Source organism: Lactobacillus apis (genome assembly GCF_003150935.1).
Classification (GTDB): Bacteria; Bacillota; Bacilli; order Lactobacillales; family Lactobacillaceae; genus Lactobacillus; species Lactobacillus apis.
Genome location: NZ_CP029476.1, coordinates 1,169,857 through 1,194,246, shown reverse-complemented (window position 1 = coordinate 1,194,246; position 24,390 = coordinate 1,169,857). Strand labels below are relative to the sequence as shown.

At 37.5% G+C, this 24,390-nt stretch carries 28 protein-coding genes; 24 read left to right on the top strand and 4 right to left on the bottom strand.

All coding sequences use genetic code 11. The annotated features are described in order from the left end of the window. Position 1: 1 nt before the first annotated feature. The 3 genes from DKL56_RS05805 (at position 2) to DKL56_RS05795 (ending at position 3,885) form a co-directional block, all read left to right on the top strand. Positions 2-1,165 (top strand): hypothetical protein, encoded by a 1,164-nt coding sequence (locus DKL56_RS05805; RefSeq protein WP_109715734.1) that lies wholly within the window; start codon positions 2-4, stop codon positions 1,163-1,165. A 4-nt stretch (positions 1,166-1,169) separates the two neighbouring features. Further along, the gene (locus DKL56_RS05800) at positions 1,170-2,327 is read left to right on the top strand and encodes a hypothetical protein (RefSeq protein ID WP_109715733.1); all 1,158 of its coding nucleotides are present in this window, start codon (positions 1,170-1,172) and stop codon (positions 2,325-2,327) included. Positions 2,328-2,724: 397 nt separating this feature from the next. After that, positions 2,725-3,885 carry a hypothetical protein gene (locus DKL56_RS05795; RefSeq protein WP_109715732.1) on the top strand — a complete coding sequence of 387 codons (1,161 nt, stop codon included), beginning with the start codon at positions 2,725-2,727 and terminating at the stop codon, positions 3,883-3,885. A gap of 43 nt (positions 3,886-3,928) precedes the next feature. Here the strand turns inward: DKL56_RS05795 and DKL56_RS05790 are convergent, their stop codons facing one another. Both DKL56_RS05790 and DKL56_RS05785 read right to left on the bottom strand, forming a co-directional pair. Continuing rightward, positions 3,929-4,513: a DJ-1 family glyoxalase III gene (locus DKL56_RS05790; RefSeq protein ID WP_109715731.1), complete on the bottom strand. Its 585-nt coding sequence runs from the start codon at positions 4,511-4,513 to the stop codon at positions 3,929-3,931. 36 nt (positions 4,514-4,549) lie between these two features. Beyond that, a complete protein-coding gene (locus DKL56_RS05785) occupies positions 4,550-5,206 on the bottom strand; it encodes an HAD family hydrolase (protein WP_109715730.1) in 657 nt (218 codons plus the stop codon). Positions 5,207-5,279: 73 nt separating this feature from the next. Between DKL56_RS05785 and DKL56_RS05780 the strand changes: the two genes are divergently transcribed. The 8 genes from DKL56_RS05780 (at position 5,280) to galT (ending at position 12,416) form a co-directional block, all read left to right on the top strand. After that, the gene (locus tag DKL56_RS05780) at positions 5,280-6,041 is read left to right on the top strand and encodes a sulfite exporter TauE/SafE family protein (RefSeq protein ID WP_109715729.1); all 762 of its coding nucleotides are present in this window, start codon (positions 5,280-5,282) and stop codon (positions 6,039-6,041) included. 36 nt (positions 6,042-6,077) lie between these two features. Next, on the top strand, positions 6,078-6,758 hold the full coding sequence (locus DKL56_RS05775; protein WP_109715728.1) for a histidine phosphatase family protein: 681 nt from the start codon (positions 6,078-6,080) through the stop codon (positions 6,756-6,758). Between the two features lie 54 nt (positions 6,759-6,812). Then, entirely contained in the window at positions 6,813-7,709 is an 897-nt protein-coding gene (locus DKL56_RS05770; RefSeq protein ID WP_109715727.1) for a cation diffusion facilitator family transporter, read from the top strand. Between the two features lies 1 nt (position 7,710). Further along, positions 7,711-7,893, top strand: a complete 183-nt coding sequence (locus DKL56_RS05765; protein WP_074426305.1) for a DUF308 domain-containing protein — start codon at positions 7,711-7,713, stop codon at positions 7,891-7,893. A gap of 2 nt (positions 7,894-7,895) precedes the next feature. Continuing rightward, positions 7,896-8,570, top strand: coding sequence for a 2,3-bisphosphoglycerate-dependent phosphoglycerate mutase (locus DKL56_RS05760; protein WP_109715726.1), 675 nt, complete (start codon positions 7,896-7,898; stop codon positions 8,568-8,570). Positions 8,571-8,675: 105 nt separating this feature from the next. Beyond that, on the top strand, positions 8,676-9,611 hold the full coding sequence (locus DKL56_RS05755; protein ID WP_109715725.1) for an AAA family ATPase: 936 nt from the start codon (positions 8,676-8,678) through the stop codon (positions 9,609-9,611). A gap of 146 nt (positions 9,612-9,757) precedes the next feature. Next, positions 9,758-10,924: a galactokinase gene (locus DKL56_RS05750; RefSeq protein ID WP_109715724.1), complete on the top strand. Its 1,167-nt coding sequence runs from the start codon at positions 9,758-9,760 to the stop codon at positions 10,922-10,924. A 13-nt stretch (positions 10,925-10,937) separates the two neighbouring features. Further along, positions 10,938-12,416: a UDP-glucose--hexose-1-phosphate uridylyltransferase gene (gene galT, locus DKL56_RS05745; RefSeq protein ID WP_109715723.1), complete on the top strand. Its 1,479-nt coding sequence runs from the start codon at positions 10,938-10,940 to the stop codon at positions 12,414-12,416. Positions 12,417-12,503: 87 nt separating this feature from the next. On the opposite strand, the gene pepC is transcribed toward galT, so the two are convergent. Together pepC and DKL56_RS05735 are read right to left on the bottom strand one after the other, a co-directional pair. Next, positions 12,504-13,850, bottom strand: coding sequence for an aminopeptidase C (gene pepC / locus DKL56_RS05740; protein ID WP_046307458.1), 1,347 nt, complete (start codon positions 13,848-13,850; stop codon positions 12,504-12,506). A 145-nt stretch (positions 13,851-13,995) separates the two neighbouring features. After that, positions 13,996-14,304: a hypothetical protein gene (locus DKL56_RS05735; RefSeq protein ID WP_109715722.1), complete on the bottom strand. Its 309-nt coding sequence runs from the start codon at positions 14,302-14,304 to the stop codon at positions 13,996-13,998. A gap of 199 nt (positions 14,305-14,503) precedes the next feature. Between DKL56_RS05735 and DKL56_RS05730 the strand changes: the two genes are divergently transcribed. The 13 genes from DKL56_RS05730 to rplA all read left to right on the top strand — a co-directional run bounded on the left by DKL56_RS05730 (position 14,504) and on the right by rplA (position 24,298). Further along, positions 14,504-15,052 (top strand): dCTP deaminase/dUTPase family protein, encoded by a 549-nt coding sequence (locus DKL56_RS05730; protein ID WP_046307454.1) that lies wholly within the window; start codon positions 14,504-14,506, stop codon positions 15,050-15,052. Then, positions 15,053-16,429: a DNA repair protein RadA gene (gene radA / locus DKL56_RS05725; protein WP_046307452.1), complete on the top strand. Its 1,377-nt coding sequence runs from the start codon at positions 15,053-15,055 to the stop codon at positions 16,427-16,429. A gap of 75 nt (positions 16,430-16,504) precedes the next feature. Then, a complete protein-coding gene (gltX, locus tag DKL56_RS05720; protein WP_074426298.1) occupies positions 16,505-18,010 on the top strand; it encodes a glutamate--tRNA ligase in 1,506 nt (501 codons plus the stop codon). Between the two features lie 147 nt (positions 18,011-18,157). Beyond that, positions 18,158-19,582 carry a cysteine--tRNA ligase gene (cysS, locus tag DKL56_RS05715; protein ID WP_109715721.1) on the top strand — a complete coding sequence of 475 codons (1,425 nt, stop codon included), beginning with the start codon at positions 18,158-18,160 and terminating at the stop codon, positions 19,580-19,582. Further along, positions 19,575-20,018: a Mini-ribonuclease 3 gene (locus DKL56_RS05710; RefSeq protein ID WP_109715720.1), complete on the top strand. Its 444-nt coding sequence runs from the start codon at positions 19,575-19,577 to the stop codon at positions 20,016-20,018. Before cysS ends, DKL56_RS05710 begins: the two co-directional genes overlap by 8 nt. Then, a complete protein-coding gene (gene rlmB, locus DKL56_RS05705) occupies positions 20,005-20,760 on the top strand; it encodes a 23S rRNA (guanosine(2251)-2'-O)-methyltransferase RlmB (protein ID WP_109716047.1) in 756 nt (251 codons plus the stop codon). The genes DKL56_RS05710 and rlmB overlap by 14 nt, the downstream gene beginning before the upstream one ends. Before the next feature lie 198 nt (positions 20,761-20,958). Continuing rightward, on the top strand, positions 20,959-21,537 hold the full coding sequence (locus tag DKL56_RS05700) for a sigma factor (RefSeq protein ID WP_109715719.1): 579 nt from the start codon (positions 20,959-20,961) through the stop codon (positions 21,535-21,537). Between the two features lie 67 nt (positions 21,538-21,604). Further along, positions 21,605-21,823, top strand: coding sequence for a P8 family protein (locus DKL56_RS05695; RefSeq protein ID WP_046307443.1), 219 nt, complete (start codon positions 21,605-21,607; stop codon positions 21,821-21,823). Between the two features lie 184 nt (positions 21,824-22,007). Continuing rightward, complete coding sequence (gene rpmG / locus DKL56_RS05690) at positions 22,008-22,157, top strand: 50S ribosomal protein L33 (protein ID WP_074426294.1); 150 nt, start codon at positions 22,008-22,010, stop codon at positions 22,155-22,157. Between the two features lie 5 nt (positions 22,158-22,162). Then, entirely contained in the window at positions 22,163-22,333 is a 171-nt protein-coding gene (secE, locus tag DKL56_RS05685; protein WP_046307442.1) for a preprotein translocase subunit SecE, read from the top strand. A gap of 100 nt (positions 22,334-22,433) precedes the next feature. Continuing rightward, entirely contained in the window at positions 22,434-22,982 is a 549-nt protein-coding gene (nusG, locus tag DKL56_RS05680; protein ID WP_109715718.1) for a transcription termination/antitermination protein NusG, read from the top strand. Between the two features lie 126 nt (positions 22,983-23,108). Beyond that, positions 23,109-23,534 carry a 50S ribosomal protein L11 gene (gene rplK, locus DKL56_RS05675; protein ID WP_046307440.1) on the top strand — a complete coding sequence of 142 codons (426 nt, stop codon included), beginning with the start codon at positions 23,109-23,111 and terminating at the stop codon, positions 23,532-23,534. Between the two features lie 71 nt (positions 23,535-23,605). After that, the gene (gene rplA, locus DKL56_RS05670; RefSeq protein ID WP_046307439.1) at positions 23,606-24,298 is read left to right on the top strand and encodes a 50S ribosomal protein L1; all 693 of its coding nucleotides are present in this window, start codon (positions 23,606-23,608) and stop codon (positions 24,296-24,298) included. The last annotated feature ends 92 nt before the right edge of the window (positions 24,299-24,390 follow it).

Genomic DNA, 24,390 nt, shown 5'->3' with positions numbered 1-24,390 from the left:
CATGGGTACTTATTTTTCTTTACAACGCAAAAAAATCACTAAATCTAAGTTAACAGTAATCTCTGTAGTCATACTGCTCATCATTTCGCTTACTGTACTTTACTTAAATTCTAAAGATCTGAATAGTAACAATTCTTCCATTAAAGGCCAGCTACAAGGTAATATTATGTTGCAGAAAAATTTTGTTGCAGAAAGCAAGCGAAAACTCAGCGAGCTTAAACCTACGGATCACAGATACCAATCAACTAAGAAAGATTTGAAGGAAGTCGAGACTTCGTTAGCCAAAAAACAAAAATTGCTAGAGGATATCAACAATAATCATTGGGTGCCCGTATATGAAGAACAAATAAGGGCAACAAAAGAGTTGAAAAAAAATAATTCCGAAAGTAATTCGAAGAACTTTGTGAATGGCATTGAGCTGCGCTTTAAATATTTAAAAGCGCATCCGATGCCTTATGAAAGTGATACGCCAGTTTCAGGTATTCAAATTTTGCTAAATCTAAATGAAACATATTGGCCGATTTTGTTAACTTTAGTCATGATTTTTATTTTGACCTATCTATATACTGGTTCATATCGCAATGGAAAAGACATTACGATGGTTTTGCCAATAGGTAGAATCCAGAGTATTTTAACTAACGCAAGTATTGGCTGGATATGTGGAATTGTAATTTTGTTAGGAATGAGTTTATTAGTTTTTGCCTGTGCATCCTTGTTTTTTGGTACAGGTAATATTGCTTATCCATACATTATCCATCAGGTAGTAAACGGAAAGTTTGCCTTGGGAATTGTTCCAGTAAGTCAAATTGTACCCAACGCATTGATTTTACAAATTTTTGCAATTCTATTTATTGCAATTTTTACGCAACTTATTGCTAAAATTTTCCGTAATCAATTGCCGTCATTGCTGCTAACAATTTTATTGTTAATTGGTGGCTCCTTAATAACGATAGTGATACAGCCGTTAAACGCGATTGCTCAATGGCTTCCAAGCACTTATCTAAATCCACTTAAGACAGTTTCTGGTACTTTGGCATATGAGTTAGAGAATGTACAGGTTAATTTTGGAAACGGAATGCTTACATTGATTATTAGTTCCTGTTTTCTAATCGTATTACTGATTTTGGTCGATTATATTCAAACTAAGAAAAAGTCAAAGAGGTAAATGAATGAGTACGTATTTAGCTTTTCAATTAAAAAAGGTCTTTAAAAATATCCTAACTCCCATTTCACTTCTATTAGTTGTTGGTGCTTTAGCAGTCGTTGTGGTAATGAACAAGCGAACTGAATCTGATTTTAGACTCGAGCAAATGGCAAAGACTAGTATTGAATACTCTGAAAAAGAGATTGTTAAAGCAAAAAAGACACTGTTAACTTTCCCAAAAGATAGTAAAAAAGTTGAGCAGGCTAAATTTTCTTTAGCTGAAAACAAGAGAAGCGAGAAACAAGATAGGAACATAATAAAAGCAGTCAAAGCTGAGAATTGGAAAAAAGCGTACGAGATATTATGGCAAAAAAGTAAGAGATTTATAGCCGCAGACGAACAAAATATGGTGGGTGCAGAGAAGGAAATGGCTCTTTACGGCTATTTAAAGAATAACCCACTAAAGTATGAAACGCAGGAAATGCCAGTTACTGGTTGGCAAATTTGGATGCAAGTCAATGAAATGTACTTGCCATATCTTTTTGCCATAGTAGCACTCTTTTTGCTCAGCCTACTTTTAACAGATTCTTATCGTCAAAAATTGGCGACAGCTAAGTTGTTACCACTCAGCAATTGGCAACGGGCTACAAGTGAAAATTTTGCTGGCTTTTTGTTGATTGCTGGTAGTTTCTCCGTTGCTAACTTATTGCTATTTATTTTTGCATCAGTTTTTTCTGGTACGGGTAATTTGGCTTTTCCGACAATTATTCAGCAGTTTGTTAAGGGAAAAACTGTCATAAAATGTGTTCCAACAGGTGATTTGATCTTACCAATCATTATTTTGCAAATTATGTACATATTTTTTATAGTTGCTTTGACCAGATTATTGGCTTGTATTTTCCGTGATAAAATGCCGACTTTGCTTGTTGCACTACTAGTGGTTCTTGGTATTAACCTTGCGACAATGGTGGCGGATTCTTTAAAACGAATTAGTGCATGGCTACCAATGACCTATCTTAATGCAGTAGATGTTGTTAATGGTAAATTGGGCTTGCAGTATCAAAACGGACAGATTAATTTTCAAACAGGTTTGGTAGTTTTGCTTATTGGCACAGTACTTATGATAACTTTAACGGCAATCATTAGTAGTTTTCAAGAAAATAAAAAAAGTTTGACGCATTAGTATATAATGATGCATCTGCAAATTACGCTCACTGGGAACATTTGAAGAAGCCCAAGCTGCGCGCTATTGGAATTGGTTTAGCAACTTCTTATTATAATGGCTATTATAAAAATGGTGTTTCATTTATTGTAAGTGCAAATATATAAGTTAGGCTTTGCTGTAAATTTAAAAAGAACTATCTTTCCACTATTAAAAAGATAGTTCTTTTGTTTTTCATTTTCTTGAATAAATTAACTTAACTAATTAATTAAATGATACAATGTTACAGAAAATAGATTGATATTTAGGTATATTGCTAAAACTGCATATTGTATGATCTAGTAAAAAACTTTTTGTTAATTTAATGCTATGTTCCTAAAATTAGTTTAACGGGTCTAAAGATAAGTGAGGTGATAGCGTGCATGCTTATTTTTTATTTCAATTGAAAAAAATTGTTAAACAGAATCTAAAACCTATTATTTTTTGTACCCTACTAATTGCACTATTTATTTTTCTAGATTTGGACTTAAATATCCTAAAAAATGGTAGTTTTATTGAAAATCAAAATAATAGTGTAGTAACTGCTAGAAGTGTCGTCGTTTTGGATAGCGAACATCCTGAAGGCAAAGAAGGGGAGCTTCTAATTGATAAGAAGAGACCGCATAAAGATATGCAGTATAGCAAGCGTAAAGACTTAATCGCAAATGAAAATAGTGCTAAGCAATGGACTAAAGTGCCTAAGTCTAAGAAACATCATGGCAGTAAACTAGAAATTAGTTATCAAACCCCAGCAAAAAGAAGTTGGTTAAATCGGGCAAATAAATTTTTAAAAGCACTGCATGAAGCGAAAATCCCAAGGCGAAAGGATAATGCTCTGGCTGGCATTCAACTATTTCTAGCTCTGAATAATAAGTATTGGCTCACACTTTTCCTCTTACTAATTATTTTTATTTTGGCTAAGTTTTATACCAGTTCATATCAGAATGGCGAAGATCTTACACAGATTTTACCAGTTGGTCGAATGGGAAAAATAATATCTAACTTGGGTGTAGGGCTGCTGGTCATCTGCTCTACGTATTTGATAATTGCTTTTTCATTTTTTGCTAGTTCTATTCTATTTTTTGGCCAGGCTAGCCTAAGGTATCCGCTGATAGTTCACCAATCATGGGGATATAAAGCAACAGTAACTACTGCTCCGGCAGTTAAATTAGTACCAACAACAGTTGCTCTTCAAATTTTAAACATTTTAACATTAGTAATTTTTATTAACTTGGTGGCAAAAGTATGTCATAAATTATTAACAACGATTTTAGTTTCAAGTGTAACTATTGCTTCTCTTATTTTGGCAACAATGTTTCTAACACCCTTCCGCCGAATTGCGCAATGGCTGCCAACTACTTATCTTAGTTCATTAAGGATAAATACAGGCTCAATTTCTTATTATATGAACAATCTTTCGATTAATTTTGAGCACGGTGTGTTGACCTTAGTAATTAGTTCCTTGCTGATGTTGGGTTTAACCCTTATCGTTGATTATCGAAGCGAGTCTAGAATAAGACAAGCAAATATAAGCAACTAAAAAAGAAACATCATAGTGATGTTTCTTTTTAGTTTGGTGTTTTTTATAAGCTGTCCTTAATATTGTCAGCCAAGAAGTTATATAGCATACCTTCTTTTAGTGGTTTAGTATCAATACCTAGAGCATCTGCAATTGCATAGGCAAAGGCCCAAGCAGTGGCTGGACCACGACTAGTGATGATTTTGTGTTCATTATCGGTTACTGTGATTGTTTCCTTAAAATGACCACTAGGTGCATCCGCTTTTGTTTGCTCATCAAAGCCAGGATAGCAGGTATAATCTGCATCATTTAAAACGCCATAACGCGCTAATGCGATTGGAGCAGCACACATTGCAGCGTCCCATTTTCCCTCATTATGGCGTTTATTCATTAATTCAGCCAATTTGGAACTATCACGAAGGTTCTCCGCACCGGTTTTTCCACCGGGAAAAGCGACGAGATCATAATCTAGCAAACTGTCATCAACCACTTTGTCACAGGTCAATTTGATTTGATGGTCACCATTGATATCCTTCTTGTTCAGACCAACCATGTCCGTTTGAACACCCAAGCGGCGCAAAACATCAACCGTGCTAAGACCTTCAACTTCTTCACATCCGTCAGCAAAAACTACTGCAACTTTACACATTTTAAAAGACCTCCAATCTATTTCTTTTATTATAAACTAGTTTAATTCAAGATAAAAAAGCAAGTCACTGAGTTTAGTTAAATGCAGAGTAGGTCGAGGACTAATTGGCATTTTAACCTTTTTCGGTGCAATCCATAATGATTGCAAGCCAGCGTTTTCCGCTCCTTGAATTTCTTCAACTAAATCTGTGCCGATAACTAGGCAATTATCTGGATCTAATTCTTGCTCTTTTATAATTTGGAACAGGACATTTTTATTTGGCAAAGGATCAGCAAAATCTTCTTTAAAATAGGAAGCAGAAAAATAGTTAAGTAGTTCGCTATCAGATAGGCGAGCTGAGATTAGTTCACGTTCTTCTTTGGCAAGGAGAATTAGCTTAACTTGGTTTGTTATTTGGTCAAGAAATGGAATAGCATCTTTGACTAGTTGTCGCTGCCCTCCTAATTTTGTTTTGAAAATTTTTTCGGCCTCAGCCAAATCGTCGGCACAAAAATTTTGCAGGGTTAGTGCAATGCGCTCGCTGAACCCCATCATTTTAACTTGTCCTTGTAAGCTAGAATATTTTAGGCGTTCAGCAGGTCCAAAATCATGTCCGAGTTCTTTTAAAGTTTGTCTAAGTGCGACTTGTTCAGCTGTTTTTTCATTTAATAAACTACCTTCAGGAACAAAAATTAATGTTTGATATTTAGTCACTTGAAATTACCCTCTTAATTTACTCTTAACTGCATTATAATAGATATTAATGCTAAAAAGGAAGTGAAGTTTTATGCCATCAATTTTAACACTTGTTTTCCTACTAATCGGGGGAATAGCAGGTGGATTACTGTCCTCAGTTGCATCAATGGCATCCTTAGCGTCATATCCGGTACTACTTGCAGTGGGAATTCCACCGGTATATGCTAATGTGACAAATGATGCTGCTTTGATTTGGACTGGAATAGGATCGACTATTTCGTCACTCAAGGAACTAAAAGGACACTGGAAACAGGTTGTTTTTTACGGAACCTTTACAGTTATCGGGTCACTAGTGGGGTGCCACCTATTACTAGCTTTTCCCTCAGCTGTTTTTGAAAAAGTTGTGCCGTTTTTTATTGCCGGATCAGGAATCATGGTAATTGTATCGGCTAAGCATCATAGTTTGGAACCGCACAAAAGACCACTATGGCAAGAACTGCTTTCTATTGCAGCTCTTTTATTTATGGGTGTTTATACGGGCTATTTTGGTGCTGCGGCTGGCGTGATTGTGATAGTTTTGTTAACCTATGTAACAGATGAAAAATTCATTGTAGTCAATGCAATCAAAAACGTAATTTGCGGGTTGGCAAACTTAGTTGCCTTAATAGTTTTTGCTTTCACTTCGCATATCTATTGGATACAGGCAATCCCACTTGCAATTGGCATGTTTATTGGTGGCTACTTTGGTATGGATATTTTGCGTGTTGTTCCTGCTAAATATGTGCGCATTTTTATTGCTGTATTAGCATTTTTACAGGCGGGCTATTTCTTTTATAAAGCATATATGTTATAGTTTACCAACACTATTTGAATGAAGGGAGAATACAAAATGGCAACAGAAGTTTATCTAGTACGTCATGGCGAAACAATGTTTAACCAGTTGGATAAAGTACAGGGATGGTGTGACTCCCCTCTGACAATCAAAGGAATTGATGATCTTAAGTCAACCGCGCAGGCGCTTAGTCAGGTTCACTTTGATAACATGTATTCTTCTGATTTAAAAAGAGCAATTGACACAGTACACTTAATGAAAGATGCCAATCAAGTTTCTGAAATTGGCAAAATCAAAAAACTTCCGGAATTTCGTGAAGTCTTTTTTGGTTCATTTGAAGGCGATGATATCGCTACGACTTGGGAGCAAGTCAGTGAAGCAGCCGGAATTGGACCTGAAGATGATGTTACTAAAATCATCAATCAAGTTGGCATTTATGAGTTCCGTGAAGCAACAAAAAAGGCTGATCCACGTCATTTGGCGGAAAATAAACGTGAACTTGATGAGCGGATGGAGCGAGCTGTATCCGTTCTGGGTGAATTGACCAGAAATGAACAACGTGTGCTAATTGTTTCGCATGGTGATTTTATCAAAACGCTGGCCATCAAATACTGGAATCAGAGTGATGGCTTACATGACATTGTTTTTCCTAATAACGGTAGCGTTACACGGGGGATACTCCACGATAACGGTCGCTTTGAAATTGTGGATTATAATGTTAATGCAGAAGATATGTAGAGTCCTACTGTAAAGGTAGGACTTTTTATTAAGTTAAGATAATGAGGTAAATTAATGAAGGATCAAACAACTAAGCGCTATGCCTACGTAACGGCACTGAACGTAATTATTACAGTTGCGGAATTTATTGGTGGATTCGTTTCTGGATCTTTATCACTGCTTTCAGACGCTGTGCATAATTTGAGCGATGTTGGCGCAATAGTTATTTCTTTTGTCGCCCATCTAATCAGTAATCGACGTAGTAATAAGCAAAAGACTTTTGGCTATGAGCGCGCTGAGACCTTAGCAGCTTTTACAAATGGCGTGGTATTAATTTTAATTAGTATTGTTCTATTCGTGGAAGCAATCGAACGCTTCTGGCAGCCAACGCAGATTAGCGGTGGCGTTATGTTAATTGTCTCAATCATTGGGTTAGTTGCTAATATTATTTCAATGCTTGCAATGCACGAGGATGGCGAAAAGAACCTTAATGTCCGTTCAACCTTTATCCATATGATGAGTGATGCACTTTCGAGTGTAGCTGTCGTTATTGGGGCAATTTTTATTTACTTTTGGAAGATTACCTGGCTTGATCCTTTGATGACACTTCTTGTTTCCGTGTTTGTATTTCATGAAGCATGTAGTTTAACGAAAAAGGCAGCTAACGTTTTGATGGAATCTAATCCAGATATCGATCTTGACGAAGTTAATCGCATCGTTTTATCATTTCCAGAAATAAAAAATATTCATCATGTGCATGTTTGGCGTTACAGTGATCGTTACATTATGCTCGACGCACATGTTAACGTAGATCGAGATCTAACAGCGGGACGGTTTGAAGAATTGACAGATGAAATAAGTCAAAAACTAGCTGTGTTGGGCATCAATCATACCAATTTTCAGGTTGAGTGCGAACGTGGTAAAAATGATCAGATGATTGCATCAGATCAGGACAAGAGAGGGGCTGAATAATATGTCATTAGAAGTTAATCTGTTTACAGCGGTTATTGTTTTAATTGTTGGCTTATATGACATGGCTTATGCCTTTAACAGAAGATATAAATCGAAAAAGGGTGGTTTTGGTCCCTTTATGGTTTTGGGCATCATATTCACTATTTTTGGAATTTATTTACTAATTAGACACTGGATGGGATAAAAATGGTCAAATTAGTGTTGTTGAGGCATGGGGAAAGCACAGCCAACTATGCTAATGTTTATACCGGTTGGAATGATGTTGAACTAACTGAAAAAGGCCGCAAACAGGCTGAAAATGCTGGTCAATTAATTAAGCAAATTCCTAATTTTAATCCAACCCACTTGCATACGTCAGTTTTATTGCGGGCAATTGTTACTGCTAATATCATCGCAGAAGTTTGCGATTGGCTCTACTTACCAATTACCAAGACTTGGCGGTTGAATGAACGGCACTACGGGAAATTACGTGGCATAAATAAGGATCAATCACGCGAGATTTTTGGGGATGAACAAATCACTGAATGGCGGCGTGGTTTTTATGCAGTTCCACCAGAAGGTGATGAAGTCACTGCCGCTTGTTACGCATCGTGTGATCGGCAACGCTTACCGAGGGCTGAAAGTCTTTATCAGACTCAAAAACGTTTAATGCCTTATTATTATGATCAAATTGCGAGTAGACTGCAGCTAGGGGAGGACCAATTGGTTGTAGCCCATGGCTCAAGTTTGCGTGCTTTAATAAAAAAACTTGAAGAAATTGACGATTATGACATTGTTAAGCTTGAAGTTCCCAATGCGGAGCCAATTATTTATACTTTGGATGATCAATTAAATATCATTAAGAAAGAAATATTACATTAAATTTTCAGCGCTTTTCAGTTAAGTGTAAGTATTCTCCTTGATATATGTTAAAATCTAATACGATACTAAATAGATTTTTTTACATTCTTAGTTTGGAGAATTGGTATGCGTAAAATATTTTTATTACGAGGCGCACCCGGCTCCGGTAAATCTTCATTTATTGCTCGTCATCACTTACAGCCTTATGCGATTAGCCGTGATCAAATAAGGTTATTATTGGCGAATTTGACTTACTATTATGAAGAAGATTCCGATTGCTTACATCAAGTAATTCCGCGATATGCAAATGAGCAAACGGAAAAAATGGTGGATTACCTCGTAGAAGAGAAGATGAAGCGTGGCGAAACCGTAATTGTCGATAGTACCCACATTGTTCAAGAAAGCATCGAGCACTATAAAAAGTGGGTTGAGTGCTATCGCTATGAGTTGTTTGTCGTTGACTTAATGCATCATAAGAACTTGCGGGGGTTGCTTAATCGCAACGAGGTTCGCAGGCAATATGATTGGGTTAAGCCAGAAGTAGTTAAAGAGATGTATTTGACCTATCAGGATAATTTACATGTCCCTGAGTGGGCACACGTTATTAGTCCGACGCAGATGCCTAAGGCCTTATCACAAAAAGAGAGTAATTTAGATCACTTCTCTCATGTGGTTGCAGTTCCTGATCAGGTCGCTGAGGAAGACTTTCCTCATGTTCACATCTCTAATTTTTATTTTTCATTTAATGATCAATTTACAAAGAAATATGGCACATATCGAAATGTGATTACCATTGGTAAAACAAGAGATGAAATTATTAATGATTTCCGCTTGCCATATTTTGTGTTTAAGTTTCATCACAAGCACTTTTTAATTTCTGCTGTTCCCATTAGAAATGAAATGCTTGATCCGATTAAAAAGAATAAGGGAACCTGGACTTATTCAACTGGCCTCGTTAACTTGGCTGATTTTGTTGAAGAATATCCGGAAAGTGAATCTGAGCATGTGCACCAATTTAATTTGAGTAAATTGCGTCATGATAAGTTATTACATATTTGGTAAATGAATTAAAAATACGATTTTGCGTTATAGCAGAATCGTATTTTTTTGCTATTAAAGAACCCTGATGGAAAGATTGCCGTCCAACTTAAAAGCAGTATAATTAACTTGTTAGAATTATTGATAGCGCTTTATTAAAAGGAAGAAAAATGAAAGTTGAAGCATTAAAACAAGCATTTTCAAAAGTTTATCATGAGAAGCCAACTGGATGTTATTTTTCACCTGGTCGGATTAATTTAATTGGCGAGCACACTGATTATAATGGTGGTCACGTTTTTCCTTGTGCCATTTCTTTGGGCATCTATGGTGCTGCAAGTCCACGTACGGATCAAAAATTCTGCTTTTATTCGGCTAATTTTGAAAAACAAGGCATAATTGAAGCAGATTTAAAGGAGCTTAGTTTTGTTGCGGAAGATTCCTGGGCAAATTACGCTAAGGGAATGCCCCTCTTTTTACTAAAAAGTGGGGCAAAAATCACGCATGGCTTAAATATCTATATAAATGGCAATATTCCTGATGGAGCAGGATTATCTTCTTCGGCGGCTTTGGAAATGCTGATTGGAGTGATTGTGCAAGATCAATTTAAGTTAACTATAGATCAACTCGAATTAGTAAAAATGGGCGTAAAAACGGAAAATGATTTTATTGGCGTAAATTCAGGAATAATGGATCAGTTTGCGGTTGCAATGAGCAAGCAAAACTATGCGATTTTACTGGATACGGAAAAGATAAAATATGAATATGTGCCGCTTGATTTAAAAGACAATGTAATCGTAATTATGAATACGAATAAGAAGCGCACCTTGGCTGATTCCAAATATAATGAGCGTAGGAGTGAATGCGAGAAGGGTCTAAAAATATTACAAGAAAAACTTGCAATTAACTCGCTAGGTGAATTAAATAGTTTAACTTTTGATGAATATAGTTATCTTTTTACTGATGAAAAATTGCTGAAGCGTTGCCGACACGCTGTTTGGGAAAATGAACGTACCTTGAATGCAAAAACAGCTCTTGGAAAAGGCGATTTGAATGAATTTGGTCGTTTAATGAATGCTTCTCATGTTTCGCTTGAAAATGATTATGAAGTTACTGGCAAAGAACTTGATACTTTAGTACATACTGCGTGGCAACAGCCAGGTGTTTTAGGTGCCAGGATGACTGGCGCTGGTTTTGGTGGTTGTGCAATAGCTTTGGTCGCTAAGAAGCATGTGGAAGACTTTCAAGAAAAGGTCGCAGCCGCATATGAACAAGTGGTTGGGTATCAACCGTCATTTTACTTGGCAGCAACCGCTGATGGTACAAAGATTATAGAATGACGGGATTATTGAGATGAATAAAACCAATTTAGTTGATAAGTTTGTTACTCAAGTGATTGCTGAAAGTGATTTTACTGAACTTGATCGTATCTATTTATACAATCAGGTCTTAGCATTGGTTGGCGATGCCGCAATGACGGCAGAATCTGAAAGTACCAACTTATTAGATTTAAAAAAAGAATTAGTTGCACTTGCCCAACAAAATGGTAAATGTGCTCGGAATAACTCTGCCCAAGATATTTTGGGAGCAGAACTTATGAGCTTAATTTTGCCGGCACCTAGTATCGTTAATCAACGCTTTTGGCAATCCTATGAAACCTCTCCAACAGCAGCAATTAGTAGTTTTTATCATATGAGTAAAACCAGTGACTATATAAAAACTAGGGCAATTGCAAAAAATATTTATTTCATTGCCAAAAGTAATTATGGCGATTTAGAAATAACGATTAATTTGTCGAAACCGGAAAAAGACCCCAAAGAAATAGCTGTCGCGAAAGATGCAGTCACAAGCGATTATCCGAAGTGCCAATTATGCATGGAGAATGAGGGCTATCAAGGACGTCTAAATTATCCTGCTCGTAGCAATCATCGCATCGTCCGCTTTAGTTTAGGTCAAGAAGAATGGGGCTTTCAATATTCACCTTATGCTTATTTTAATGAGCATTGCATTTTTTTATCTTCCAAGCATGAGAAAATGAAAATAGATGTTCAGACGTTTTCTAATTTACTGACAATTGTTGATAAATTTCCTGGCTATTTTGTTGGAAGTAATGCGGATTTACCAATTGTTGGTGGTTCGATTTTAACCCATGAGCATTATCAAGGTGGGCGCCATCAGTTTCCGATGGAGAAGGCACCACTGATTCATAAGTTTCGCTTTGCAGGTTTTCCTGATGTGGAAGCAGGAATTGTTAAATGGCCGATGTCGGTTATTCGTTTACGTAGTTCGAATAGTGTGCTTTTGGTTGAGCTTGCGGGGAAAATTCTAGCTAAATGGCAAAATTATAGTGATGAGCAAGTAAGTGTTCGTGCTTTTTCAAACAATACGCAGCATCATACCATTACACCGATTGCGCGCATGCATGATAATGAATATGAACTTGACCTAGTTTTACGAGATAACCAGACTTCAGAAGAATATCCAGATGGTATTTTTCACCCTCATCCCGATGTTCAGCACATTAAAAGGGAGAATATTGGCTTGATTGAAGTTATGGGTTTGGCAATTCTGCCACCACGATTAGTAGGTGAAATGACAGAAGTTAAAAAGTTTTTGCTTAAGCAGCCAAATCAAATTTCCAAAATCCACTTAGAGTGGGCGTCTGCGATAAAAGAAAAACACAACATAACCGCTGAAAATGTTAATCAGGTTTTGCAAGAGGAATTAGGGTTAGTTTTTGAGCGCGTTCTTGAAGATGCAGGAGTGTTTAAGCAAACTGCTGCCGGTAAAGCAGCCTTTATGAGACTTATTGCTGAAGTTGGATTGGCTTAAGAAGTTGCCACATCTTTTGAATTAATTGAAAATACAAAAAAAACGCTACTTTTTAAAAGTAGCGTTTTTCGTTTTTAAACTTTGTTTTTATTTAAAAGCAAGAGCTCCCATTGGATCCCATGGAAGTAACTCGATTGGGTCCTTAGCACCTTCGTCGAATTCTTTCTTCACGTCATCCGACAGGAATTTCTTGTTAATAACTGCTTGGTAAACAAATGAATCAAACCAAGCATCACTCATAATGAAGTAACCCTTAAAGCCAGGCTTATCACCCCATGAGTTTTCGATCTTCCACTTAGTTGGTTTGCCGTTTACTAGATCAACACCAGTAATAACCATAGCGTGGTCCATCATGCTTTCACCTGAATCAAGCTTTTCAGCTTTTGACATTGATAAATCAACGTCAAATAATTCATCGCGCTTGTAAATATTGGTATCAAGAAGACCAAGTTGTCTTTCAGAATCTTTGCTGACGTTAGAACCAAACCAAACAACTTCTCCTGATTCAAGTTGCTTAATGATTAAGTCTTTCATTTCGTCAATTTCTAAGTTAAGGTGACGAACTTGACGACCGCCAACAACGTTACCAAGGTATTCAACTGAAAATACTTTGTGGTAAGGCTTGTCATCAGTAGGTGAGTTGATAATTGAAACGTGATCTTCTAAGTTCATGCCAACGTACTTGTCAAAGAATGCCTTAGGAGTAAGATCTGCATCACGGTGGTAATTACCGTCATCATCTTTGTATTCGAAATCAAATTTCTTTGGTGGAACGCCAAGAGAAACAGCCAAAACGCGGAAAACATCATTTAAGAATTCGTTCTTACGTTGTTGTACTTCATCTTCTGATTTACCACTGTTGACTAATTCACGTAATTCCAAACCGTCCTTACGTAGTAAAGTGTTTAAAGTGTCGTTTAAAGCACTTGAATTAGTTGCATTAGCAGTTTCTGGGTAAACAGATTTTGGTACGATACCATACTTTTCAATTAAGCCGCAAAGCATATCCCATTGACCACCATCTTGTTGTGGTGTTGCGAATAAGAAGCTTACCTTACGGTCACCAAGTGGCTTATCTGCTGAAGCAATTACATTTTCGAAGAACCAGTTTGATTTTTCAAACTTGTCCCAGAAGTTAGTGTAATTTTGCGATAATTCAAAATCCTTAACCTTGTATTCCTTTTGCAATGGGTGACGCATGGTGTTCAATGCTGAGAACATCCAGCAGCGACCTGATTGCTTTTGATCAGCTGGCTTACCAGTATCAATTTCAACTGAAAATGTTGGGGTAAGGTCAATTTGAGATTGTAAATTTTGACTAGCCTTGAAAATGCCGTTTTGTTGAGCAGCATGGCTAGCAATGTTAATACCAGGGTGCTTTGCTAGATCATCAGTATAATTGGCAATAGCATCATTTGTAATTTCTTTTGTCATTAATGTTATCCTCCTTAAGTTAATAACTACCATTTTATCCCATCTAGATTAACTAGTCTATTATAGGCTAAATGATTTTATGAATAAATTGTTAATTAATTGCTGCTGAGTGTTAAATTTTGAAAAACAAAAAGAAGCAATTATACTAATTAGTTGCTTGAGCGGGACGATGATACCAAATTTTATGAAACTCAGGGTGTTGCTGGAAATAGTCAATTACTAGCGGATCAAGAGGCCAAATTGGTAATTTGGTATTCTTGGCAAATTCCATTACTAAGGCCATATTTTTGTCCAGAACTGCTTCTTTGTTTTGGTTTGGGGCAATAAACATGTGGTTAATTACCCAAACTTTTCCGTCAGTTCGCTCAATTTTGTCCATTGACCAGTGGTAGATTAATTGCTCGTTATCATCGTATTCTTTAAAAAATTGGTGTGGATCATAGAAGGTAAACATTACTTTTTCTCCTGCTAAAAAATGGACTGCTTTTTTACGAATTTAATTATAGAACTAGTTTTGCAATGTAAAACTAGAGGAACATATTTCTTTTAGCCAATAATATAAATTAGCGCTACAAATTTTTCCTACTTACAAGTTATAATGTTTATGATACTTTAACTGAAACAAAAAGTCTTTACCAGCCAAAGGAGAAAAAATGGACAGAACACGCGGCTTTGAAATCGTATCTAAATACCAGGATAAAGATATTACGCTACCGAGACGACAGACAACTGCTAGCGCAGGATATGACATTGAAGCGGCTCAAGACATGGTGATTCCAAGCATTTGGCGGTTAAACTTTGTCCGTATTTTTCGCTTGATTAGAAATGGGCATCAACTCTATGAACCTGATTATGAAATGGCAGATAAAATAATTAAGCCATTTTTAATTCCTACTGGGGTCAAGGTCTATATGCCAGAAGATGAAGTGCTAATTTTGGCTAACCGGTCGTCAAATACTTTTAAAAGAAACTTGAGCTTACCCAATGGGATTGGTGTTATTGATGCAGACTACTATAATAATGATGCTAATGAGGGTGAGATTTTTGTTCAGGTACTTAATTATGGTGTTCGACCAATAAAGATTAAAAAGGGTGAGCGAATTGCTCAAGGAATTTTTATTCATTATTTGAGAACAGATGATGATGAGCCAGTCAGCCGTCAACGCGCTAATGGCTTTGGCTCAACTAACAAGGAGGAGTAAATGGCCAAAATTAAAACGAAATATAAGTGTCACTCTTGTGGCTATATTTCGGCTAGTTACTTGGGAAGATGTCCTAATTGCGGCGCCTGGAATCAGTTCGAAAAAGAAACCGAAACTGTCCAAGCGCATTCTGCAAAAGGTAGTCCAAGTAGGCTAATTAAGAAAACTGGAATTAATGAACCAGTTAAAATTGAAGCCGTAAAGGCTGAAAAAGAGGAACGAATCCAGACAAGCATGGGTGAACTTAACCGTGTTCTTGGTGGTGGAATAGTTCCTGGCTCGCTTGTGTTAATTGGTGGAGACCCTGGAATTGGTAAGTCTACTTTAATGTTACAAATCATGAGTGAGCTATCCCAAAAGTTCAAAGTCCTATACGTTTCGGGAGAAGAATCGGCTAATCAAATCAAGTTGCGCGCAGATCGTCTAGGACTCGCTGCGAATGATATGTTGCTTTATCCAGAAACAGACATGGAAGACATTCGCCAGCAGATTGACACAATTAAGCCTGATTTTGTCGTAATTGACTCAATTCAAACAATGAATGAACCTAGTCTTGATTCAATGACGGGTTCCGCATCACAGGTTCGTGAAGTAACCAGCGAATTAATGAAAATTGCTAAGATGGATGCAATTACGGTTTTCGTGATCGGTCATGTTACCAAGGAAGGTGCAATTGCTGGGCCTAAGATTTTGGAGCACATGGTGGATACAGTTCTTTATTTTGAAGGTGATGAACACCATGCATACCGAATTTTGCATTCCGTAAAAAATCGGTTTGGTGCTGCTAACGAAATCGGTATGTTTGAAATGGTCAACAAAGGGTTGCAGGAAGTCACTAATCCATCTGCAATTTTTCTTGATGAGCGATTACCTAACTCAACGGGATCTGCGATTGTCGTCTCGCTTGAAGGAACAAGGCCAATTTTAGCGGAAATTCAAGCATTAGTTACACCGACTGCATTTGGCTATGCCAAAAGAACTACTGCCGGTATTGATTTCAACCGAGCAGGATTATTGTTAGCAGTTTTAGAAAAGCGTGGCAACTTGATGCTACAAAATCAAGATGTTTATCTAACTGCTACCGGTGGTATTCGCTTGAATGAACCTGCGGTTGATTTGGCGGTAGTGATGGCGATTGCTTCAAGTTATAAGAACCAAGAAATTTTACCAACTGATTGTTTCGTGGGTGAGGTTGGTTTAACTGGTGAAGTTAGACGAGTTAACCAGATTGATGCGCGGATTAAGGAAGCAGCTAAAACAGGGTTTAAGCGAATTTTTATTCCTAAGCATAATATGCGCTCAAGCTTGCAAAATATGGGAATAGAAGTAATTCCTGTTTCAAGCATCCCCCAAGCGTTAAAATTGGTTTTGGCTTAAGGAAAGATTGAACTTTTCCGTTATTACGGGTAAACTAAAAATGTTTATATTTACTTTTTGAAAGAGGCATGAATTTTGGCAAAACAAAAAATTCGGGTAAGATATGCCCCAAGTCCAACAGGGCACTTACATATAGGTAATGCGCGAACTGCACTATTCAACTACTTGTTTGCGCGTCATAATAAAGGTACTTTTGTTTTAAGAATTGAAGATACTGACCAAAAACGTAATGTCGAAGGTGGTTCTAAATCACAAATGGAGAACTTACGTTGGTTAGGTATTGACTGGGATGAAGGTCCTGACAAGGGCGGCGATTTTGGCCCATATCGTCAATCTGAACGTAAAGATATCTATAATAAGTACATTCAACAACTGTTAGATGAAGGTAAAGCTTACTATTCATACAAAACAGAAGAAGAACTTGAAGAACAACGTGAAGAGCAACGAGCAATGGGAATTGCGCCACACTATACTTACGAGTATGAAGGCCTGACTGCCGATGAAATTGCGCAAAAGCAAGAAGAGGCAAAGGCAAAGGGCTTAAAGCCAGTTGTGCGAATTCACATTCCTGAAATGGAAACATATTCTTGGGAAGATATCGTTAAGGGGCACTTAAGCTTTGAGTCTGACACAATTGGTGGCGATTTTGTTATCCAAAAACGTGATGGTATGCCAACTTACAACTTCGCAGTTGTTGTCGACGATCATTTAATGGAAATAACTCACGTTTTACGTGGGGATGATCACGTCTCTAACACTCCTAAGCAGCTAGCTGTTTATGAAGCATTAGGTTGGGAGCCACCTAAGTTTGGTCACATGACTTTAATTATCAATGCGGAAACTGGTAAGAAGTTATCTAAGCGTGAAGAAGACAAGTCAGTATTGCAGTTTATTGAGCAATATCGTGATTTAGGGTACCTACCAGATGCAATGTTTAACTTCATTACACTTCTTGGCTGGTCACCTGTTGGTGAAAACGAAATCTTTACTCAACGCGAATTGATTAAGCAATTTGATCCTGCTCGTTTATCAAATTCACCTGCAGCTTTTGACAGAAGAAAGCTAGAGTGGATCAACAACCAATACATCAAGAAGGCAGATCGTGATACTTTACTAGACTTAGCACTTAACAATTTACAAGAAGCTGGTTTAGTTGAAAAAGATCCAAACCCTGAAAAGATGGAATGGGTACGTCAATTAGTTAACATTTACTCTGTGCAAATGTCATATACTAAGCAAATTGTTGATTTAGCTAAGATTTTCTTTGATGCACCAAAAGATTTGAGCGATGAAGAAATTGACGAAATCCGCAAGGATGAAGCAAGACCTGTTATTGAAGAATTCAAGAAGCAAATTGATTTAATTCCTCGGTTTACGTCACCACAAATTATGAAGGCAGTTCAGGCAACCCGTCAGGAAACTGGCATTAAGGGTAGACGCCTATTCATGCCAATCAGAATCGCAACTACTAGATCAATGGTTGGCCCTGGAATTGGCGAAGCAATGGAACTTTTGGGGAAAGAAAAAGTTCATGAGCACCTTGACTTAACCTTGAAACAAATGAGCGAAAACGGCTTATAATTTAATGCAACAAAAGAGCACCTATTTTTGATTGATAGGTGCTCTTTTGTTTTGCTGTTTTCCGATAAATTGTTTTTTTTAAAGCTAGAAACTACTATTGTTTCTGTTAGAATGGAGATAAAGTTTTAGAAAGGCAAGTTAGCCGTCGTGAAAATATATAATACTCTGACGAAAACTAAAGAAGAATTTCAACCAATTAACCCTGGGCAGATTACGATGTATGTCTGTGGCCCAACGGTTTACAATTACATTCACATCGGTAATGCACGAAGTGCAATCGCTTTTGACACCATTAGACGCTATTTTGAATACCGCGGGTATAAAGTTAATTATGTGTCTAACTTTACTGACGTTGACGATAAAATGATTAATGAAGCACGTGCCGAAGGCATTACTGTGCCCGAATTAGCGGATCGCTACATTGAAGCTTATGAAGAGGATACGGCCGCTTTAAATATCGAGCCCGCAACTAAGAATCCTCGTGCAACTAGTGAAATTGCTGCAATTATCAGTTTTATTGAAAAGCTAATTGAAAAAGGTTATGCTTATGAATCTGCCGGTGATGTTTATTATCGAGCAAAGAAATTTGCGCACTATGGTGAATTAAGTAGTAAGAACATTGCTGAATTAGAAGAGGGCGCTTCGGAACACGTTAACGAGGAAGAACAGAATCGTAAGGAAGATCCAATTGATTTTGCCCTTTGGAAAAAGCAAAAACAGCCTGATGAAATTGCCTGGGAGTCTCCTTGGGGCAAGGGACGGCCAGGCTGGCATATCGAATGTTCAGTCATGTCAACCAAATACTTGGGCGATACAATTGACATTCATGGTGGTGGGCAAGATCTTGAATTTCCACATCATGAAAATGAAATTGCTCAGAGTGAAGCCGCTACAGGTAAAAAATTTGTTCATTATTGGATGCATAACGGTTTTGTGACTGTAGGTGCTGATCAAGAAAAAATGTCGAAGTCGTTACATAATTTTGTAACGGTCCATGAAATTATAAAGGAAGTTGATCCACAGGTTCTTCGCTTCTTCATGGCCAGTGTTCAGTATCGACGTCAAATCAACTATTCAGAAGAAAACCTCAAACAAGCACAGACTATTTTGCAGCGTTTTAAGAACATGTTGATCAACTTGAATTATCGTTTAAAAGACGGCACTTCTAATGTTGAAGACGCTAATTTACGTGAAATTTTGGCTAAAACGGAAACAGATTTTGTTACCGCAATGGATGATGATTTTAACGTTCAAAATGCGTTAACAGCAATTTATGATTTATTACCAGTGTTAAATGCCAATATTGCGGCTGAAAGTGTCGATAAAGAAGCATTAACAAAAGCGCAAGCTTTATTAACAGAATGGTTGGGTATCTTTGGTATTGATACCGCCGAGTTGATTAAGCAAAATGAGACACAAGGTGATGATGAAATTGTTGCTTTGATTGAGCAGCGTGATGAAGCGAGGAAGAACAAAGACTGGGCTAAAAGTGATCAGTTGCGTGATCAATTAAAAGAAATGGGAGTAATCATTGAAGATACTCCTCAAGGAACAAGGTGGATTCGTGAGTAATAGTAAAAAGTTGGACGAAAACGAAATTAATCCCGATACACTAAATGGGCAGACGTTAGCCTATTTAGGGGATGCTGTTTATGAAGTTGATATTCGGCGGCATTTAGTTAAATGTGGCATTGTTAAGCCACAAGCCTTGCAGCTAAGAGCAACACATTATGTGTCAGCCAAGGCTCAAGCGGCTTTGATTACTAAGATGCAGGAAGATGGCTTATTGAGTGAGGATGAACTAGCAACTTTTCGTCGCGGTCGTAATTCTAAAACTTATAGCAAGGCCAAGAATACTAGTTTAGCCACATACCAATTGTCGACAGGATTTGAAGCAGTTTGGGGCTATCTGGAATTACTTGGTAAAAAAGAGCGGCTTCAAGAACTAACTTCTTGGTGCATTGAAACAGTGGAGAATGGTGGCATTGATGAATATGACTTCAAGTGATAGTGATTTTGTTTTCGGTAGACATGCTGGAATTGATTTTTTAAAAACGCAGGATGCTGGCAGAATCAATAAGGTTTTTTTGCAACAAGGTGTACAGGAAAGCTTTGCAGATGAAGTATTCGGTTTAGCAAGGGAAAAAGGAATTGTTGTTCAAACTGTTCCTAAAAATAAGCTTGATCGCCTAGTTCAAGGCGGCAATCATCAGGGACTTGTTCTGACTGTTGCTAGTTTCGAATATGCAGATTTGGATGATTTACTCGATCAATTTGATCAGGAGGAGAAACAACCATTTTTGTTAATGCTTGATTCAATTGAAGATCCACACAACCTGGGCTCGATTTTGAGAACAGCTGATGCAACTGGGGTCGATGCAATCATTATCCCGAAAAGACACGCAACGGGTTTGACGTCTGTTGTGGCTAAGACCTCAACTGGTGCGATTGATTACGTCCCAGTTGCCCGCGTTAATAACCTTGTACAAACTAGTCAAATGTTGAAAAAACGTGGTTACTGGCTTTTTGGCACAGATATGGACGGAACAGACTATCGTCAGTGGGATAGCAATGGTAAAACTGTTCTTGTAATCGGAAATGAGGGTAAAGGCATTTCACGTTTACTGAAAGAACAAATGGATCAAATGATTACTTTGCCAATGGTTGGCCATGTGCAATCTCTCAATGCAAGTGTTGCAACTGGTGTTTTGCTATATCAAATGCTGGATACTAGAAATCATCATAAATAAAAAAGTTAAATGGGTGCCCATACAAAATGTGCGCTCATTTTTTTTTGCAAATTTTGTTCTGACAACCTAAAGTGAATTTTGCTGTTATTAACCGTTACATTTACCTGTTAGTGAAAAATTTAAACATTGGTTCGTTTAAATTAAATTTTGCTTCTCAGTATTCTTTAGTTCAGATATCAACTAAAGGAGAATAGCAATATGGCTAAAATAGAAGTAGCAAGAGAAGAAACCGAGTTAATTATGCAAATCAAAAGTGGACAGACTGATGCACTACGTAAGCTTTGCTTTTTGTATCGTCCACTAATTGCGAATATTAAGAAAAAATATCATCTTCGCTCTTACGATAATCAGGATTGGGATCAGGATGCGATGATCATTTGTTATTTAGCTGTGAAAGATTTTGACCCAAAAAAGGGTAGTTTCGCTAGCTATTACAAAGTTCGGCTGGTAAATCATGCCAATACGCTTCTTAGACGTGAAATGGCATACCGCAGAAAGGCTTGGGCCAAAGCAATTTCTTTTGAAGCAGCAGCTACTAAAGGAATGAATCCTATTCGGCGGCCAGAAACTTTTTTACCCGAAGTGCCGCTAAGCATAAAACTAGCTGAATTAGTCAACAAGCTATCGATTTTAGAAGTTACGGCTTTATTAATTATTCTCGGACTTTGTCAACCAGAACAGATAATTAACGACTGGCAAATTTTGCCAATGACCTTAGTAAGGGCACGCTCGCGTCTGTTGCAAAAAGCACGGTTAATTTTATTAGACTCTGTTTAATAGAAAATGATGAGAATTTAGCGTATAATTAATAACTGTAGAATTATTTTATAGGAGGTAGATTAAGATGGCAGAAGATGTTATCAAGACTGCATTGTTAGATCGTCACATGAAAGAGGTTTTTGACTGGAGTGATTCAGACATGCCAGTTAGGGATGCTCTTTGGGACTATTTCATGGAAAAGAATGGTAGAGATACCATGAAGACGGAAGAAGATATGCTTCCGTTCCTTGATTATTCTGACGATAAAATCGAATCCTTCGTAAATGAAAATCTTAAGAAGTAAATCCGACTATTACAATGTTCTACGCCCGGTGGTTACGCTTTTGTTTGACCACCAAAAACAGCTGCTTAATAAGTAGCTGCTTTTTACTTAAAGAGAAAAATTGACTTGAATTTTAGGACAATTATTAAATGAATTGCTTATACCTGTATTTTTTGCTAAAATACAATAGTTTGGAAGTGAGATTATGGCAGTGAAAAAAGCATCATTAGCTTGCAGCGTATGCGGCTCGCGTAACTACTCAATCACCGCAGGCAAGAATCGCACGAAGCGGCTTGAATTGAATAAATTTTGTAAACATTGTGGCAAAATGACATTACACAAGGAAACGAGGTAAATTGAATGATTAAGTTTTTTAAGAGCGTAGCACACGAGATGCACTTGGTAACATGGCCAACAGCTAAGCAAAACCGTCATGATACTGGAACAGTCATTACTACTTCAGTTTTATTTGCCTTGTTTCTAGGAGTGTTAGACTACTTGTTCAGCGTTTTAACACAAATGTTCATGTAAATAGAAATGAAATTCTATTCGTGATATAATAAATAAAGTTAAAGAAAAAACCTCTGAGTGGAGGTTTTTTTGTTTGCCAAAATAAAAGGAGAAATTTGTAATGGTTGAAACAACAAAGAAGCAATGGTACGTGCTTCATACTTATTCAGGATACGAAGATAAGGTTAGATCTGACTTATTATCGCGTGCACAAAGCATGGGGATGCAAGATTATATCTTTCGGGTAATGGTTCCTGAACAAGAAAAAATCGAGAAGGTTAACGACAAGAAAAAAGAAGTTGAAGAAAAAATCTTCCCTGGTTACGTCTTAGTTGAAATGGTCATGACTGACGAAAGTTGGTTTGTTGTTCGAAATACACCTAACGTAACTGGATTTGTTGGTTCACATGGTGGTGGTTCTAAGCCATCACCACTTCTTGAAGAAGAAGTAAATCGTCTGTTGCGTCAACAGGGAGAACCTGCAAAGCGTCCTCAAGTTGAATACGAAGTTGGTGAAACTGTCACTATTATTGACGGTGCATTTAACGGCGTTGAGGGTAAGATTACTGAAATTCAACCCGATAAATACAAGTTATTTGTTTCAGTTGATATGTTTGGCCGTGCAACTACAACCGAGCTTGATTACGATCAAGTAGAAAAAATTAGCTAAACTTTTACCAGAGATTGCAAATTTTAAAAAACGATGGTACCATATTAAAGTACTTTTATTATTGTGGGAGGAAAAGTAGGTAACTTTTCCATTTTAACCACGCACGGAATCAAGGAGGTTTTGACCGTGGCAAAAAAAGTTATTAACGTTGTCAAATTACAAATACCAGCTGGTGCTGCAACACCCGCTCCTCCAGTTGGTCCTGCTTTAGGTCAAGCAGGAATTAACATTGTAGGTTTTACTAAGGACTTCAATGCTAGAACTGCTGACCAAAAAGGCATGATTATTCCTGTAGTCATTACAGTTTATGAAGACCGTTCATTCGAATTCATAACTAAGACTCCACCAGCTCCAGTTCTTTTGAAGCAAGCTGCTAAGATCGACAAGGCATCCGGTGAACCTAACACCAAGAAAGTTGGTAAGGTAACTAAGGATCAAGTTAAGGAAATCGCTGAAACAAAGATGAAGGACCTTAACGCTGCAGATGTTGAAGCTGCTATGCGAATGATCGAAGGTACTGCTAGAAGCATGGGTATCGAAGTCGAAGACTAATCCTGTTATTTATAACAATTTAGGTGGGAGAGTTTGAGGCTCGTTTGACCACATATTAAGGAGGAAATCACATGCCAAAGCATGGTAAAAAATATTTAGAAGCTGCTAAAAAAGTAGATTCAAAGAAATTATATTCAGTTGCTGAAGCAATTAAGTTAGTTAAAGAAACTTCATATGCTGGTTTTGATGCATCAGTTGAAGTTTCATACAACTTAGGCGTTGACCCTAAGCAAGCAGACCAACAAATTCGTGGTTCACTTGTTTTACCAAACGGTACTGGTAAGACCCAAAAGGTTATTGTCTTTGCCGAAGGTGCTCAAGCTGAACAAGCTAAGGCTGCTGGTGCTGACGAAGTTGGTTCTGACGACTTAGTAGAAAAAGTTCAAAACGGTTACTTAGACTTTGACGTTGTTGTTGCAACACCAACAATGATGGCTAAAGTTGGTCGTTTGGGTCGTGTGCTTGGACCTAAAGGTTTAATGCCAAACCCTAAGACCGGTACTGTAACAATGGACATCGAAAAAGCCGTTAAGAACGTTAAGGCTGGTCAAGTTGAATACCGTGTTGACCGTCAAGCAGCTATTCATACTGCTATCGGCAAGGTATCATTTACTGATGAACAATTAATTGAGAACTTTGATGCTCTACGTGACGTGATTTTACGTGCACGTCCATCAGCTGCTAAGGGCCAATACATCAAGAGCGTTGCAGTTGCTGCAACCTTTGGTCCTGGGATCAAGCTTGATCCATTAAACTTGGATTAAAGATTAATTCGAAGAAAATAGGAAAGCAACTCTGCCACACGCGCGAGTTGCTTTTTTTATCGACTTTTTGACCTTAAATATTTATCAATTGC

What these genes read in the sequence shown, in the direction of transcription:
- DKL56_RS05755 (WP_109715725.1), top strand. Translation starts at nt 8,676, where the DNA reads ATGCGTAAAATATTTTTATTACGAGGCGCACCCGGCTCCGGTAAATCT.
- DKL56_RS05800 (WP_109715733.1), top strand. Translation starts at nt 1,170, where the DNA reads ATGAGTACGTATTTAGCTTTTCAATTAAAAAAGGTCTTTAAAAATATC.
- pepC (WP_046307458.1), bottom strand. Translation starts at nt 13,850, where the DNA reads ATGACAAAAGAAATTACAAATGATGCTATTGCCAATTATACTGATGAT.
- rpmG (WP_074426294.1), top strand. Translation starts at nt 22,008, where the DNA reads ATGGCAGTGAAAAAAGCATCATTAGCTTGCAGCGTATGCGGCTCGCGT.
- DKL56_RS05790 (WP_109715731.1), bottom strand. Translation starts at nt 4,513, where the DNA reads ATGTGTAAAGTTGCAGTAGTTTTTGCTGACGGATGTGAAGAAGTTGAA.
- secE (WP_046307442.1), top strand. Translation starts at nt 22,163, where the DNA reads ATGATTAAGTTTTTTAAGAGCGTAGCACACGAGATGCACTTGGTAACA.
- DKL56_RS05775 (WP_109715728.1), top strand. Translation starts at nt 6,078, where the DNA reads ATGGCAACAGAAGTTTATCTAGTACGTCATGGCGAAACAATGTTTAAC.
- DKL56_RS05805 (WP_109715734.1), top strand. Translation starts at nt 2, where the DNA reads ATGGGTACTTATTTTTCTTTACAACGCAAAAAAATCACTAAATCTAAG.
- DKL56_RS05760 (WP_109715726.1), top strand. Translation starts at nt 7,896, where the DNA reads ATGGTCAAATTAGTGTTGTTGAGGCATGGGGAAAGCACAGCCAACTAT.
- DKL56_RS05695 (WP_046307443.1), top strand. Translation starts at nt 21,605, where the DNA reads ATGGCAGAAGATGTTATCAAGACTGCATTGTTAGATCGTCACATGAAA.
- rplA (WP_046307439.1), top strand. Translation starts at nt 23,606, where the DNA reads ATGCCAAAGCATGGTAAAAAATATTTAGAAGCTGCTAAAAAAGTAGAT.
- DKL56_RS05770 (WP_109715727.1), top strand. Translation starts at nt 6,813, where the DNA reads ATGAAGGATCAAACAACTAAGCGCTATGCCTACGTAACGGCACTGAAC.
- rlmB (WP_109716047.1), top strand. Translation starts at nt 20,005, where the DNA reads ATGACTTCAAGTGATAGTGATTTTGTTTTCGGTAGACATGCTGGAATT.
- DKL56_RS05765 (WP_074426305.1), top strand. Translation starts at nt 7,711, where the DNA reads ATGTCATTAGAAGTTAATCTGTTTACAGCGGTTATTGTTTTAATTGTT.
- galT (WP_109715723.1), top strand. Translation starts at nt 10,938, where the DNA reads ATGAATAAAACCAATTTAGTTGATAAGTTTGTTACTCAAGTGATTGCT.
- DKL56_RS05700 (WP_109715719.1), top strand. Translation starts at nt 20,959, where the DNA reads ATGGCTAAAATAGAAGTAGCAAGAGAAGAAACCGAGTTAATTATGCAA.
- radA (WP_046307452.1), top strand. Translation starts at nt 15,053, where the DNA reads ATGGCCAAAATTAAAACGAAATATAAGTGTCACTCTTGTGGCTATATT.
- DKL56_RS05730 (WP_046307454.1), top strand. Translation starts at nt 14,504, where the DNA reads ATGGACAGAACACGCGGCTTTGAAATCGTATCTAAATACCAGGATAAA.
- DKL56_RS05750 (WP_109715724.1), top strand. Translation starts at nt 9,758, where the DNA reads ATGAAAGTTGAAGCATTAAAACAAGCATTTTCAAAAGTTTATCATGAG.
- nusG (WP_109715718.1), top strand. Translation starts at nt 22,434, where the DNA reads ATGGTTGAAACAACAAAGAAGCAATGGTACGTGCTTCATACTTATTCA.
- DKL56_RS05780 (WP_109715729.1), top strand. Translation starts at nt 5,280, where the DNA reads ATGCCATCAATTTTAACACTTGTTTTCCTACTAATCGGGGGAATAGCA.
- DKL56_RS05735 (WP_109715722.1), bottom strand. Translation starts at nt 14,304, where the DNA reads ATGTTTACCTTCTATGATCCACACCAATTTTTTAAAGAATACGATGAT.